The 14,668-nt window shown below is 32.6% G+C and carries 11 protein-coding genes and 1 riboswitch; of the genes, 3 read left to right on the plus strand and 8 right to left on the minus strand.

Annotated features, from left to right (window positions below):
* Window positions 1-3: 3 nt before the first annotated feature.
* The 5 genes from E1J38_RS05815 to E1J38_RS05835 form a co-directional block, all read right to left on the minus strand.
* On the minus strand, window positions 4-387 hold the full coding sequence (locus E1J38_RS05815) for a hypothetical protein (RefSeq protein WP_133356231.1): 384 nt from the start codon (window positions 385-387) through the stop codon (window positions 4-6).
* A 399-nt stretch (window positions 388-786) separates the two neighbouring features.
* Window positions 787-1,962: a trans-sulfuration enzyme family protein gene (locus tag E1J38_RS05820; protein WP_133356232.1), complete on the minus strand. Its 1,176-nt coding sequence runs from the start codon at window positions 1,960-1,962 to the stop codon at window positions 787-789.
* 76 nt (window positions 1,963-2,038) lie between these two features.
* Window positions 2,039-5,437 carry a bifunctional aspartate kinase/homoserine dehydrogenase I gene (gene thrA, locus E1J38_RS05825; RefSeq protein WP_133356233.1) on the minus strand — a complete coding sequence of 1,133 codons (3,399 nt, stop codon included), beginning with the start codon at window positions 5,435-5,437 and terminating at the stop codon, window positions 2,039-2,041.
* A 14-nt stretch (window positions 5,438-5,451) separates the two neighbouring features.
* On the minus strand, window positions 5,452-6,726 hold the full coding sequence (locus tag E1J38_RS05830; protein ID WP_133356234.1) for an O-acetylhomoserine aminocarboxypropyltransferase/cysteine synthase family protein: 1,275 nt from the start codon (window positions 6,724-6,726) through the stop codon (window positions 5,452-5,454).
* Between the two features lie 116 nt (window positions 6,727-6,842).
* Window positions 6,843-6,969: riboswitch (SAM riboswitch) on the minus strand.
* A 78-nt stretch (window positions 6,970-7,047) separates the two neighbouring features.
* Complete coding sequence (locus E1J38_RS05835; protein WP_133356235.1) at window positions 7,048-8,598, minus strand: hypothetical protein; 1,551 nt, start codon at window positions 8,596-8,598, stop codon at window positions 7,048-7,050.
* A gap of 148 nt (window positions 8,599-8,746) precedes the next feature.
* Between E1J38_RS05835 and E1J38_RS05840 the strand changes: the two genes are divergently transcribed.
* The 3 genes from E1J38_RS05840 to E1J38_RS05850 all read left to right on the plus strand — a co-directional run bounded on the left by E1J38_RS05840 (window position 8,747) and on the right by E1J38_RS05850 (window position 12,820).
* Entirely contained in the window at window positions 8,747-9,922 is a 1,176-nt protein-coding gene (locus tag E1J38_RS05840; protein ID WP_133356236.1) for a 2-isopropylmalate synthase, read from the plus strand.
* Window positions 9,923-9,935: 13 nt separating this feature from the next.
* Complete coding sequence (gene leuB / locus E1J38_RS05845; protein ID WP_133356237.1) at window positions 9,936-11,048, plus strand: 3-isopropylmalate dehydrogenase; 1,113 nt, start codon at window positions 9,936-9,938, stop codon at window positions 11,046-11,048.
* A gap of 323 nt (window positions 11,049-11,371) precedes the next feature.
* Window positions 11,372-12,820: an MptA/MptB family glycosyltransferase gene (locus E1J38_RS05850; protein WP_133356238.1), complete on the plus strand. Its 1,449-nt coding sequence runs from the start codon at window positions 11,372-11,374 to the stop codon at window positions 12,818-12,820.
* Here the strand turns inward: E1J38_RS05850 and E1J38_RS05855 are convergent.
* The 3 genes from E1J38_RS05855 to E1J38_RS05865 all read right to left on the minus strand — a co-directional run bounded on the left by E1J38_RS05855 (window position 12,786) and on the right by E1J38_RS05865 (window position 14,501).
* Window positions 12,786-13,013, minus strand: coding sequence for a hypothetical protein (locus E1J38_RS05855; protein ID WP_133356239.1), 228 nt, complete (start codon window positions 13,011-13,013; stop codon window positions 12,786-12,788). The two genes, E1J38_RS05850 and E1J38_RS05855, sit on opposite strands and share 35 nt — an antisense overlap.
* Window positions 13,014-13,039: 26 nt before the next feature.
* On the minus strand, window positions 13,040-13,315 hold the full coding sequence (locus tag E1J38_RS05860) for a hypothetical protein (protein ID WP_133356240.1): 276 nt from the start codon (window positions 13,313-13,315) through the stop codon (window positions 13,040-13,042).
* Between the two features lie 364 nt (window positions 13,316-13,679).
* Window positions 13,680-14,501, minus strand: a complete 822-nt coding sequence (locus E1J38_RS05865; protein ID WP_133356241.1) for a T9SS type A sorting domain-containing protein — start codon at window positions 14,499-14,501, stop codon at window positions 13,680-13,682.
* Between the last annotated feature and the right edge of the window lie 167 nt (window positions 14,502-14,668).

Genomic DNA, 14,668 nt, shown 5'->3' on the forward strand with positions numbered 1-14,668 from the left:
AAACTACGCCACACCTTCTAATACTTCATCAGATAAGAATGACGTGGTGTTTTTTTCTGCTACTGAAATATATAAACCACCATCAACATATTGGGTATTTATTAATGTGTTAAAATAACTGTTAGGCAAAACCAAAAAACTTTCTACAAAAACAGGTTTCTTTTTAAAGACGCCATAACTTGTTTCAATTTTAGCTAACATTACTTTTAATGTTAATATGCCATTTGCAATATCAATGGCAAAGTTGTTAGGTTTTAATAATGGAGCTTTTATTCGTATTGTTAAAATACCTTCTTTTACATCCATTTTCAATTCGGTTAGTTTAAAAGATGCATTTTTAGAGGATTTAAAAACGCTTTCATTCTTATTAATCTTACTTAGTTCCATAATAAACAATTAATAATTAAACAAAAACTCTAATAATACTAAGGCAACATTTAATAATATTCTGAAAGTATACTTAAAAAAAGTAAACCAACGTAGAATAATATAGATTCACCTTAAAAGCACCTTATTAAAAACAAAAAAAATACCAAACTATTTTAGCTGGCATTTAGTTAAAAAACAACCCATGACAATGAAAAAATGACAGAAATTTTTAAAAAAGGCTTTATGAATAATGACAATTTTTCACAATTTATTTAATAAATATGTAAAAACTGTTTGCCTTTAGGTTTATCTCCTTAAACTACATATTCTTATAGATATCTTATGAGTTTATAGGTTACTCCTATATAAAATCTATTGTGAATTTGTTTCTGCTAAAGAATATTATTAAAAGAAACATTAACTATTTAAAGCCTGTTCTATATCCGCAATAATATCATCAATATGTTCTAAACCAAGCGAACAACGCACCATACCATCTGTAATACCTGCAGAAGCTTTTACCTCTGGTTCTACCTTAGCATGTGTTGTACTTGCAGGGTGTGTAACTATGGTTCTAGAATCTCCCAAATTAGCAGATAAAGAACACATCTTTATATTATCAAAGAAATTGCGTCCGCCTTCTAAACCACCTTCAACTTCAAAAGCTACAATATTACCTCCTAAGCGCATCTGCTTTTTAGCAATATCATACTTTGGATGTGACTTTAAAAACGGATATTTAACCCATTTTACCTTGGGGTGCTTTTCTAGATATTCAGCAAGCTTTATGGCATTTTCGCAATGTTTTTCAACCCGAATTGCTAAAGTCTCTAACGATTTTGAAAGCACCCACGCATTAAACGGACTCATAGCAGGTCCTGTTAATCTAGAGAACAGATAAATTTCTCTAATTAGCGCTTTACTTCCAACTGTAATTCCTCCAAGTACACGCCCTTGCCCGTCCATTAACTTAGTAGCTGAATGGATTACCAAATCTGCTCCATATTTTATGGGATTCTGTAAATACGGTGTTGCAAAACAATTATCAATCACCAATAACAAATTATGCCTTTTACAGATAGTGCTTAAAAACTCTAAGTCTAAAACATCAACACCCGGATTAGTTGGGGTTTCAGCATAAATAAACTTGGTGTTTGGTTTAATTAAACGTTCAACCGTTTCAACTTCATTAATATTGAAATAAGAACATTCAATATTCCATTTAGGAAAGTATTTGGTAAACAATCCATGTGTTGCACCGAATACCGAACTACAAGACACAACATGATCACCAGCATTTAAAAACGTTGCAAATGTTGAGAACACAGCTGCCATACCACTTGCAAAAGCAAAACCAGATTCAGCACCTTCCATCTTGCAAACCTTATCTACAAATTCATTTACATTAGGGTTGCTATACCTGCTATATAAATCGCGTTGCTTTTCTTCTGCAAAGGACGCTCTCATTTCCTCTGCATCATCAAATACAAATCCTGAGGTTAAATACAAAGGCACCGAATGTTCTGAATATTGTGTAGTTCCAGATTGTGTGCGTACTGCTTCCGTTTCAAAATGTTTTTTCTCTTTGCTCATCTCCTTTTCTTATAGGCCTCTACTCCTTTTTAACCTTTTATTTATTCCAATAGAAATTCGGAATGACTACTTTTTATTAGTTTATATGTTTGCTCAACCTTAAAATATCTCCAAAAACACCACGTGCAGTAACTTCTGCGCCTGCACCAGCGCCTTGAATTACAATTGGCTGTTCTCCGTAACTTTCTGTAAATATTTCAAAAATAGCATCTGAACCTTTTACATGACCCAAAGTACTATCTTCTGGGATTGATACTAATTTCACTTCTAAATTACCTTTGTCTTGTGATAGATCTCCTGATAAATCACCCACGTAACGAAGCACATGACCTGGTTCTTGATTTTCCTTTATTTTCTGGTATTTTTCATCTAAAACCTCTAGCTTATTTAAAAAGTCTGTAACCGAAATATCACGATAAGCTTCTGGAATTAAATTTAAAACTTCTACATCCTCAAACTCATTCTGTAAATCCAGTTCTCTGGCTAAAATCAATAACTTTCTAGCTACATCATTCCCTGAAAAATCCTCACGTGGATCGGGTTCTGTAAAACCTTTATCAATAGTCTCTTGAACAATTACACTAAACGGTTTATCCTGCACCGAAAAATTATTGAATAAATAACTTAATGTTCCTGAAAAAACTCCTCTGATACGCGTGATGTTTTCTCCAGATTCATGCAGTAACTTAATAGTATCTATTAAAGGCAACCCAGCACCAACAGTTGTTTCATAAAGGTACTGTTTATTATTCACTTTCAGTTGCTCTCGTAATTCTCTATAAAAATTATGTGAGATGGTATTGGCTATTTTATTACTGGATACTAAATCAAAACCAGCTTCTATTAAAGGCTCATAGTTTTTATAAAATACATCACTTGCTGTATTATCTACTGCTATTAAGTTTTCTAAATGATGGTTCTTTGCAAAGGTTATAATATCTTCAATAGAACTATCTAATAGACTTGATGCAATTGCTTCTTTCCATTGCGTATTGACTCCATTTTTATCTAAAATAAGTTTAGTTGAATTAGCAATAGCAAACACATTTAAATTAATACCTTTTCGTTTTTCAATATCGTCTTTAGACTTTAAAATCTGATTAATTAAAGCAGCTCCAACACCACCGTGTCCGAAAATGGCAATATTTATCTTCTTAGAAATTCCGAAAACTTCCCCATGAATAACGTTTAATGCTTTGTGAAGCTCTGTTTTATTCACTACCAAACTTACATTTTTCCCAGTAACTGTATTATTAAAAAGTAACGGGGTAATTTGATTTTTTATTAGCGCATTAAACGGTTTATGGAACGAACTTAATTCAATACCAACTATTGAGATAACAGCCACATTTTCATTGACACTAATAGCATTTACATCTTGAGAATGAAAATCATTTTTAAATTCTCGTTGTAAGGTAGCTACAGCTTGTGCTGCCTGATCTGCATCAATAATTAACCCGATACCTCTCTCTGAAGAACCCTGTGACACAATACTCACACTAATGCCTGCATTTCCTAATGCCCCAAATATTCTAGCATCAACACCTATTTTCCCTAATAAACCACGCCCCTCTAAATTCAATAAAGCCACATTATCTAACACAGAAAGCGAGGTGACTTCTTTGGCACTTGGTTTTGCAGTAATCAACGTGCCTTCGTCGTCAGGGTTGAAAGTATTCAAAATCCGAAGATTAATATTCTTCTCCACCAACGGAATAATAGTTTTTGCGTGTAATACAGATGCTCCAAAATTTGCCAATTCATTAGCCTCACTAAATGATAATTCTCTAATCTGTTTGGCATCGGGAACTAAATTAGGATCAGCAGTATAAATACCACTTACATGGGTGTAATTTTGCAACTCTTCGGCTTCTAAAAAATTTGCCAATAAAGCCGCCGTATAATTACTTCCGTTTCTACCTAAAGTAGTTGTTTCATTCTTTAAATTTGAAGCTATAAAACCTGTAATTACATTAACCACACCATTATTTCTTTTGAAATAATTCTCTACATTTTCTCTAGATAATTTAGAGAGTGGTTGCGCATTACCAAAAGATTCATCAGTTTTAATTAATTCTCTAGAATCTACAGCTCTAGCTTCAATACTATGTTCATTTAGTAAATTAGTAATAAGTTTAACAGAAAGTAATTCTCCCTGTGCTAAAATATTATCCTTAGTTTTTTTACTGAAATCACGTAACAAACTAACACCCTCCAAAAGTTTATCTAGAACTTCAAACTCTTTTGAAAAATCAGTAGACATTGAAGGCTGTAACTGATAAGCTTTAAAAACTTCTAAATCCTCTTTATAGGGCTTTCCTTCTAAAGCTTTATTCAATATAGCTTCTAAATCATCTGTTGCCGAACCCCTTGCGGAAACCACCACAGTAATGCGTTCACCAGATTCTACCTTATTTTTTATTATAGATAGTACCGTTTTCAGACCTACTCCATTAGCTAGCGATTTACCTCCAAACTTTAAAACTTTGATTGGTTTTCTTTTTGAATTAGGCACAAATATCCCTTCAACTATTTTTTCAAGTTGGTTATATTCCATCAAAAATGCATCATGCCCGTGTACTGAATGTATCTCGCTATAAGTTACGTTAGGGTGTGATAAAGCCAACTGTTTATGTGTTTCTCTATTTTCTTCGGCTGTAAAAAACAAATCAGAATCTACACCAACAATATGTATTTTAGCTTCAATATTCTCTAAAACATTAAAGTTTGAAGCCCTATCTTTAGTCACATCTATGGTCTTTAGGAGTTGATTCATCAATTTATAGGCAGACAATTGGAATCGTTCTTGCAATTTTTTACCATGATGTAATAGCCAACTTTCTACATTGAAAATTTCTAAATCTTCGTTTTTTGTTCGTTGAAAACGTGCTTTAAAAGACTCTGGCGTACGATAACACAGCATAGCATGCATTCTAGCATCATGAACTGGATTTTTTGAATTCAATAAGAATTGCTCTTGAATTTGGCAATTGGCAATTAACCAATCTGTAGACTTCCAATCAGTTGCCACCACAATTAAATGCTCTGTAAAATTAGGTTGTAAAACAGCCATTTCCCAAGCAATACCACCTCCTAAAGACCCCCCTATAGTGGCAAAAACCTTGTCTATGTTTAATCTTTTTATGCCTTCTAGAAAGATTTGAGCAACATCACGAGCAATAAAGTCTTTGTAGTTATCAATCACAAAACCATCAAACCCGTTACCCGGAATATTAAATGCTAAAACAGAATAAAGCTTAGTATCAATAACCTTATCGTGTCCTATTAAATCTTTCCACCAACCCGTTTCTCCAGCAACATTACTATTTCCTGTAAGAGCGTGATTTACTAATACAACAGGAGCCGTTCCTAATGCCTGCCCAAACACCTGATAACTTAATTTAATCTCAGGGTTAGACACACCACTTACGGTTGTGTAATTCTTGATTATGATATGTTGTAAGGTGTTTTTCAAGTCTCGTATTTCTTTTATATTTCTGAAAAAACTGCTTTTAAATCGGCTTTTAAATCTTCAATATCCTCAATACCCACAGACAATCTAATTAAATCTGGTGTTACACCAGCAGAAGCTTGTTCTTCTTCGTTTAACTGTTGATGGGTTGTACTAGAAGGATGAATTATCAATGACTTTGTATCCCCAATATTAGCTAGTAACGAGAAAAGTTTTGTTTTATCTGCAATGGTTTTAGCAGCTTCAAAACCTCCTTTGGCTCCAAAAGTAACAATTCCACTTTGGCCATTGGGTAAATATTTATCTGCTAAAGTTTTGTATTTACTACTCTCTAACCCTGGGTAATTTACCCAAGCTACTTCTGGTTGATCCTCCAACCATTTTGCCAACTCAAGGGCATTTTCACTGTGCTGTTTAATTCTTATAGGCAATGTTTCTAGTCCTTGTAGGATATTAAAAGCATTGGTTGGACTTAATGCACCGCCAAAATCACGTAACCCTTCTAAAATTAACTTAAATGTATATGAAGCAGCTCCTAGAGTTTCGTAATACTTTAGTCCGTGATACCCTGCTGATGGCTCTGTGAACTCAGGAAACTTTCCATTAGACCAATCAAAAGTTCCTGCATCAATAATAGCGCCACCTAAGGATGTTCCTTGACCACCAATATATTTGGTTAATGAATGAATAACAATGTTTGCACCATGTTTAATTGGATTTAACAAAGCAGGAGTAGCCACAGTGTTGTCAACAATAAAAGGAACTCCAGCTGCCTTTGAATGTTCAGCAATGGCTTCTAAATCTAGTACATCTAATTTTGGATTTCCTAGAGACTCTACAAAAAAAGCTCTCGTATTATCTTGAACCGCCTTAGCAAAATTATCAGGGTTTGATGCATCAACAAACGTTGTTGTAATACCTAATCTAGGCAATGTTACACTCAACAAGTTGTATGTACCTCCATACAAACTACTTGATGCTACTATATGATCTCCCGATTTTAAAAGCGTTAAAAGTCCTGTTGAAATAGCAGCAGTTCCAGAAGCAAACACAACAGCTCCAATACCACCTTCTACTGAAGCCAGACGCTCTTGTAATATTTGGTTTGTTGGATTGTTTAATCTGGTGTAAATAAAGCCTAATTCTTGTAATGAAAACAGGTTAGCTGCATGCTCAGAATCATTAAATACGTAAGAGGTAGTTTGATAAATAGGTACCGCTCTTGTTCCTCCAGTTGCTTTAACATCATGGCCTGCGTGTAATGCGTTTGTTGCTAATTTTTGATCACTCATTTTCTAATTTCTTTTTTCGGTTAATAAAATAATCAATAGTCAAAATACGCTAAAAATAACGTACTAGTGTAGAAAAATGTTATGAAGAATTTTAAATTACAGGAAGTAATTTCGTTCCGTTATCTATCCAAACTCCCGATAAATGAATCGGTCATTTAAGTAGAATTTAGCACCTTCTTTAATAAGTTTAAAGGGTTGCTAAGGCTTCCAAGGGTCTAATCCCTCCACCTTTCTTGATAACATTTCAATACGTTTGTTGAACTTTTGTTTTGCAAATATTCGTTCAGAAAAGTTATTTTCCAAATTTTTTAAGGGTAAATTTTAGTTTTCAATCAAATTCTGTTCAAATTTATCTCGAATAACATCTGCAATAGGTTTATTTTCAATTTTAGATTCTAACCATGAAATTATATCTAAATACAAGAATGCTCTACTTTGGTAGGGATCGTTTTCAAACTCTTTTAATTTCTCGTGTAGTTTGATAAACTCGTTCTTTACTTCATGAGGATAAATATCTCCCAAACCTCTTAAAAATTTAATAAACTCCTTTTGTACTTCATATAAATCTTCCATTTTTATTAAAAACTTATAAGTACTTTTAATTAGCACATCCAAGTTGTAATCTAATCCAGCCTCATAATGCGCTACTAAATTCAAAATTCTTGAAAAACATAACAAGTCTTCGCGCATTTGTAATGATTTGTTACTAATTATCTTATCCAAAAACTGAATACACTCTTTGTTGTTTCCTGCTCCAAAATACATGCTAGCAATTTTGTAGTAGAATACCATAATATGATGTTCATCAATTCTATCTTGATAGGTTTTTAATTGCTCTAACACTTTATCAATTAAAGGAACTCCTTGCTCAAAAGAACCTTCAATAAAATGTAAATTGAGTTTATTGGTATAGATGTAAAGGAATGCTAATCCATCAACATTATCATCAATTGGAAACCATTTTTCTTTGGTTATATTTTCCAGTTTTTCAAGATATTCTTTAAACTTTTCGTGTTTACGTAAATAAAACAAAGCTTCAAGTAAATAATGATTTCCACGTAAAAAGAAAACAGGATTAAGCTTAATCATATCTTTATTATCGTAAAAAAGCGTTACCCACTTTAAAGCGTATTTATAACATGATAGAAAGTCCTGAATTAAAAAGCTATACCATAAATGTGCTTTATATAACCACAACTTTTCCCGAAAACCTAAGCCATTGATATCATATTTAGGTAGGCGCGCATTAAAATAATCTGTAATCCTCTTGTATTCTGCATCGTTTTTTACATAACCTGTTTTTAAAAACAAGCCATAAAGCTGTAATGATAAATTAGACAACTTACTAGCTACCACATTCTGAATACTTAATTCTTTGGCCTGAACTGTTAACTCATCTGCCCTATTACTCAAACTGCGGGTTATGTACTGTGATTCAATAATTTTTTCAAGCTCAACAATTTCATAGGCAATGTTCTTTTCCTCATTGACTATTGCCATATTTTTAGCTTTGTCTAAAATCTTTAAACTCTGCTTATAGAGTCCTTTGTGATATAAAATGGTAGCAAAATCTAATTGTTCACGAATCTGGATTCGTGCATCTTGATGAGAAGGATTCAACCTTAAGCTTATTAGTATCTGTTTGTATAAATGTGCTTTTAAGTTGGAAAGCTGTTGTTTTTTTACAATACCTTTCTTTAAAATGGTGGCTTCGTCATATTTTGGTAATTTATCCAAAATATTAAAGAGCAATAAAAACTTGGAGTCTTCATTGACACCTAATCTGCCAACATATAATTTGAATTGTCTTTTTTCAGACTTTGATAAAGACTTTACCAACACAAACAAATTATCTTTTTGCTCTTTTGTCATAGTTACAAAAATACGTTTAAAGCATTGTAATACAATTTTTTAACTTAACTTAGCAGTAGTTAAACATCGTAAAAAAAGCAATTAAAGTTGTAGTTTTACGAAACCAAAATATACATTCGTAAAAGAATAAGAAAATATATTTTAATAAATGTCTGATAATAAGGTACAAATTTTTGATACTACGCTGCGTGATGGTGAGCAAGTTCCTGGTTGTAAATTAAATACTGAACAAAAATTAGTCATTGCTGAACAGCTCGACCAATTAGGTGTAGATATTATTGAAGCAGGGTTTCCCGTTTCCAGTCCTGGAGATTTCAAATCGGTTGAAGCTATTTCAAAAATTGTAAAAAACGCAACCGTTTGTGGGCTAACACGTTCTGTTGAAAATGATATAAAAGTTGCTGCTGAAGCCTTAAAATATGCTAAAACTCCAAGAATCCATACTGGAATAGGTACTTCAGATTCTCATATTAAATTCAAATTTAAATCTAATCAAGAAGCTATAATAGAGCGTGCCGTTAAAGCGGTTAGTTATGCCAAATCTTTTGTAGAAGATGTAGAATTTTATGCCGAAGATGCTGGTAGAACTGATAACGAATATTTAGCAAGAGTTTGTGAAGCTGTCATTAAAGCAGGTGCCACAGTATTGAATATTCCAGATACCACTGGATACTGTTTACCACATGAGTATGGGGCTAAAATTAAATACTTAAAAGAAAACGTTAAAGGTATTGACAAAGCTATTTTATCTTGTCACTGCCACAACGATTTAGGTCTAGCTACTGCCAATTCTATTGAAGGTGTTATTAATGGTGCTCGCCAAATTGAATGTACTATTAACGGCATAGGTGAACGTGCAGGAAACACAGCACTAGAAGAAGTGGTCATGATTTTAAGACAACACCCTTACTTGAACTTAGATACCAGAATTAACTCTGAAATGCTATATGGCATAAGTCAATTGGTATCAGATAGTATGGGTATTTATACGCAACCGAACAAAGCTATTGTTGGAGCCAATGCATTTGCACATAGTTCTGGTATCCATCAAGATGGTGTTATTAAAAATCGTGAAACTTATGAGATTATAGACCCTAAAGATGTTGGTGTCACAGAATCAGCTATTGTTTTAACAGCTAGAAGTGGTAGAGCTGCTTTAGCTTACAGAGCTAAAAATGTAGGTTATGAATTAACCAAACTCCAGCTTGATGAAGTTTACAACAAATTTTTAGAGTTTGCTGATAAGAAAAAGGAAGTAGACGACAATGATATTCATCAAATTATAGAGTCCAGTTCGGTTTACAACGAGATTTCTTCTAATTAATTTTTAAAGAAGGATGAAATTAAACATAGCTGTTTTACCAGGAGATGGTATAGGACCTGAAGTGACTGCTCAAGCCATTAAGGTTCTAAAAGCTATTGCTATGGAGTTTAACCATGTCTTTACTTTTGAAAAGGCTCTGGTTGGCGCTTGCGCGATGGATAAAACAGGTATTCCTTTACCAGAAGAAACTATTAGCATTTGTGACAAAGCAGATGCTATTTTATTTGGCGCTATTGGTGATCCTAAGTATGACAATGACCCTTTAGCTACCGTGAGACCAGAACAAGGTTTGTTAGGTCTCAGAAAAACATTCGATTTATACACCAACATAAGACCCGTAATTGCTTATGACGATTTATTAAATAAATCCTCGTTAAAAACAAAGCAAATTAAAGGATCTAATATATTAATCTATAGGGAATTAGCAAGTGGAATCTACTTTGGCGACAAGCATTTTAGCAACAATGAAGCTTCTGATATTTGCAAATACAAACGCTCTGATATTGAACGCATCACACATTTAGCTTTCAAAGCAGCACAAGGAAGAAAACATAAATTAACGTTGGTTGACAAAGCCAATGTTTTAGCAAGTTCTAGACTTTGGCGCACCGTTGTTAATGAAATTTCTAAAGAATATCCAGATGTGACTTTAGATTGCATGTATGTTGATAATGCTGCTATGGAACTCATTATTAATCCGCGCCAGTTTGATGTTATTCTAACCGAAAACATGTTTGGAGACATCCTTTCTGAGGAGGCTAGCGTTATTGTTGGGTCTATTGGTTTGTTGGCTTCGGCATCTATTGGAGACAAACATGCTATGTTTGAACCTATTCATGGTGCTTATACGAAAGCTAAAAATAAAGGAATAGCCAACCCCATTGCTTCTATTTTAAGTGCGGCCATGTTGTTAGACCATTTTGGTTTATATGACGAAGCTGCTTTGATACGAGAAGGTGTTGACAAGTCTTTAAAACTTCATATCACTACACCCGATTTAAATACAAAATACGATAATATTAGCACCACCAAAGTAGGTGATTTTATAGAGGATTTTATCAATAATCCAGACGAAACTAATTTGAATTTTACCAACATACATTTAGGACAGTCAACTATCATTTAATTATTTGAGTTAGTCACCAAAAACAATTAAACTACAGACGTCCGTATTAGAGAGAGCATCATTAAGGTGCTCTTTTTTATTTGTACGTTACTTTTTGTTTTATCACCTTTAGCGCAGTCAAAAGAGACATCTTTAAAAAAACAAAAAGTCGCGCTTTCCGCTATATCTTTTATTTTCTCATTCCTGCTAGGGCAGGATTCCAAAATAAAAGGATGACGCTGCAATCACTAACGCATAAGAAAGATTTATCAATAAATTTTTCCCAAAATTCAAGTAAGCTTTTGAGAAAAACCACAACCAACAATTAGTATTATATTTGGCTCATGCAAATTAATCTATCGGTTTTAAAATTATATAAAACCCCTATTCTATTAGCACTCACTAGTTGTGTGCTTTATGTTGTTTTTGCCTATAATTTAGAGCGCACCCAGTATGTAAAGCTCATTTCTTTATACACCGCTCTTTTTGGGTTGTTTTATTGGTTACAAAAAAACTACAAAAATAACACCCAGCTTTTAACAACTATTGCATTTATGGTTAGAGCTGTTTTCATTTTAGCTATTCCTAATCTATCCCAAGATTTTTACCGTTTTATTTGGGACGGACGCGTGATCTTGGAAGGTTTTAATCCGTACCTACATACTGTTACTAATTTTATTGAAAATGGTGTTTCTCCAGTTACTCAGGCAGATGCATTGTATAAAGGTATGGGTGCCTTAAACGCCAGCCATTTTACCAATTACCCTCCCATAAACCAACTATGTTTTATAATTGCTGGATTATTTGCTGGTAAAAGCATTTTAGGTTCTGTGGTTGTTTTAAGGCTTATTATTATTTCTGCAGATTTTGGAACACTTTACTTTGGTAAAAAACTTCTTAAAAAACTAAAGTTACCGGTTCATAATATCTTTTGGTATGTATTAAATCCGTTTATCATCATTGAGCTAACAGGAAACCTTCATTTTGAAGGCGTCATGATTTTCTTTTTAGTTTGGAGTTTATATTTGCTTGAAAAAGGTAAATGGCCATGGAGCGCTGTTGTATTTGCTCTTTCTATTTCTACTAAATTAATGCCGCTCATGTTTTTGCCATTAGTATATCAATGGTTTGTAAAGAAACCCTTTGAAATAGTTCAGGCTAACTCTGTAAACCAACCTACAAGGAATAGTAAAGACACTTCAACTCTGCTCAAGATTTCAAAGTTAATAGGGTTTTATACTATTGTTGGCGGGACTACTTTATTACTTTTTATGCCTTTTTTTTCTATGCAATTTGTTTCAAACTATACAGAAACTGTAGCACTCTGGTTTCAAAAGTTTGAATTTAATGCTAGTATATATTATCTGCTTCGTGAAATTGGTTTTTACATCAGGGGGTATAATGAAATTGCGGTTTTGGGAATTGCACTTTCTTTAATTGTATTCCTATTTACAATGTACAGAACCTTTTACAAAGTTAATTACCCTATGGAAAATTTACTTAAATCTATGGTATTGGTATTTGCCTGCTATTTATTTTTAAGTACTACGGTACATCCTTGGTATTTGGCAACACTTTTATTTTTATCTGTATTTACAAAATATAAATTTCCATTGGTATGGAGTTTTGTAATAATACTGAGTTACTTAGCTTATATACAAACAGGGAACGCTAACAAATCAGAAAACCTTCCTGTCATTTTCTTAGAATATCTTACTGTTTATGGAGCTTTAGTTTGGGATGTTTTTAAAAACAACCCTAAAGCAACACAAGGGAATCTATCCTGTAAATAACACTATCATCTAAATCATTAAAAATTTCAGAATATGAAAGTTTAAAAGATTTATCTAGAAAAGATTTATCTGCTTTTAAATTATATTTATAGAGTGCTTTTGGGTGTACTTCTTCAAAAGCCAATTCGTCTCCATTATCAAACCAAAACGTAAATAAACCATTTTGATAAGACTTAAAAACTGCTGTTTTCATTTATTAAATAGAATGGATATTAGTCTTCAATTATTGAAATTTTCATCAGGAATAGGTTGATCATCACTTGTATGGTCTTCGCTACCAACTCCAAAATCCTGCATAGCCTGAACCAAACATTTCCCAACTTTAACCAAGTAAACTGTATCTTCTGTTTTAACTTCTACGGCGTCTATAACTTCATTTTTAGCATTTCTAAATGAAATGATATGGTTATCATCATAATCATCTGAAAACTTCTCAACAAGAAGATTCAGGATATCTGGATTTAATTTTTGGTAGTCTACAATTTTACGTACCATTTTATTTTGGGGTTATTGGGGTTAGCTGTATTTAAATAAATACCAAAAAACATAGTTTCAATTTAAAAATAATTTCTGAATAAAATAAAAAATTAACAGCCACTATTTTAACTATAAAAAGTAGTTTATTAAACACCTGTGCAAGTGTAATATAAAAATTAAACCATGATATTATGTAATTGTTAACTTTACTTTTTAAGCAGGGGCACCTATAGTGCTTAAGTGTAAACAAATACCATAATACTTCCTCAATATTTTATCAAATTCAAATAAACTGTTAAAAAAGAACCCAAGACCAATAACTTTATTGGCCTTGGGTAATATGTTTTTTAAAATTGTTTATTTAAAAACTCGCTATATGCAATTATTGTTTTAGCAATCTTTTTGTAGTTACCGCACCTTTATCATCTGAAATTTTTACTAAATACATTCCAGAAGCTAAGCTACTGATATCATATTTATCACTTCCTAAAACAGGGTTCACAGCAACTTTGGCTCCTAAAGCATTGTAAACAGATACTTTAGAAATCTTAACTCCGTTGTTAGATGTTATTGAAAAAGTAGATTTTACTGGATTTGGATAAAGTGAAATGTTTTTAGATAGTTCAAAATCCTTATTACTTAAAAGTGGAACATCACTATCACTAAAAGTAAAATTATCAATGTAAGCAAAAGCATCCGTATTGTTTAAAATCCTTCCAGCTGGAGAATTCTGATATCCTATATCGTGTAAATACACAATATATTCTACAGTAGCACCAGAAGCTCCACCATCTATTTGAAAGACTAAATCCTGCCATTGATTAAAATTGGTATAACTATTAAGTGCTCTTATGTCTGTAGCCCCATTAATATCTGCATCTGATGCATCAAACCTAACAGAGACATCTGGTTGTGCCGGATAATTAACCATCACATGCAAATATCTTGTTGTATTGGCAGGAACATTATATGCTGTAATAGGAAAAGTAATCAACTCATACCAGTTACTTGTTGTTCTCCCCAATTTACCACAATTAGTTGAAGTATTACCTGTAGTGTTAGGATTAGAAACTACAGAAAAATCGACACCAAATTGTGTTGTTACCGTAGGGGAAATATCCTCAAAATTATTCACAACAGTTTGACTAAAACCATAAAAAGCGCATAAAACAAAGAGTAAATTTAATAATGTAATTTTTTTCATAATGTCTATAATTTTTAGTTGGTAATTTATATGCTTAAAATTAGTTTTTTTTAACCTACTATTAATGGACTAAACTTATCTAAACATGTACAATTATACTTTTTAACTACCATTAAATAATAAAACAAAGCACTACAAAACAACACTATATAAAATCACTTTAACCC

The sequence above is a fragment of the Seonamhaeicola sediminis genome, assembly GCF_004358095.2.
GTDB lineage: Bacteria > Bacteroidota > Bacteroidia > Flavobacteriales > Flavobacteriaceae > Seonamhaeicola > Seonamhaeicola sediminis.

Excerpts from the sequence above, each read along its gene's own strand:
- E1J38_RS05815 (WP_133356231.1), bottom strand. The coding sequence starts at position 387 with ATGGAACTAAGTAAGATTAATAAGAATGAAAGCGTTTTTAAATCCTCT.
- E1J38_RS05820 (WP_133356232.1), bottom strand. The coding sequence starts at position 1,962 with ATGAGCAAAGAGAAAAAACATTTTGAAACGGAAGCAGTACGCACACAA.
- E1J38_RS05830 (WP_133356234.1), bottom strand. The coding sequence starts at position 6,726 with ATGAGTGATCAAAAATTAGCAACAAACGCATTACACGCAGGCCATGAT.
- E1J38_RS05835 (WP_133356235.1), bottom strand. The coding sequence starts at position 8,598 with ATGACAAAAGAGCAAAAAGATAATTTGTTTGTGTTGGTAAAGTCTTTA.
- E1J38_RS05840 (WP_133356236.1), top strand. The coding sequence starts at position 8,747 with ATGTCTGATAATAAGGTACAAATTTTTGATACTACGCTGCGTGATGGT.
- leuB (WP_133356237.1), top strand. The coding sequence starts at position 9,936 with ATGAAATTAAACATAGCTGTTTTACCAGGAGATGGTATAGGACCTGAA.
- E1J38_RS05850 (WP_133356238.1), top strand. The coding sequence starts at position 11,372 with ATGCAAATTAATCTATCGGTTTTAAAATTATATAAAACCCCTATTCTA.
- E1J38_RS05855 (WP_133356239.1), bottom strand. The coding sequence starts at position 13,013 with ATGAAAACAGCAGTTTTTAAGTCTTATCAAAATGGTTTATTTACGTTT.
- E1J38_RS05860 (WP_133356240.1), bottom strand. The coding sequence starts at position 13,315 with ATGGTACGTAAAATTGTAGACTACCAAAAATTAAATCCAGATATCCTG.
- E1J38_RS05865 (WP_133356241.1), bottom strand. The coding sequence starts at position 14,501 with ATGAAAAAAATTACATTATTAAATTTACTCTTTGTTTTATGCGCTTTT.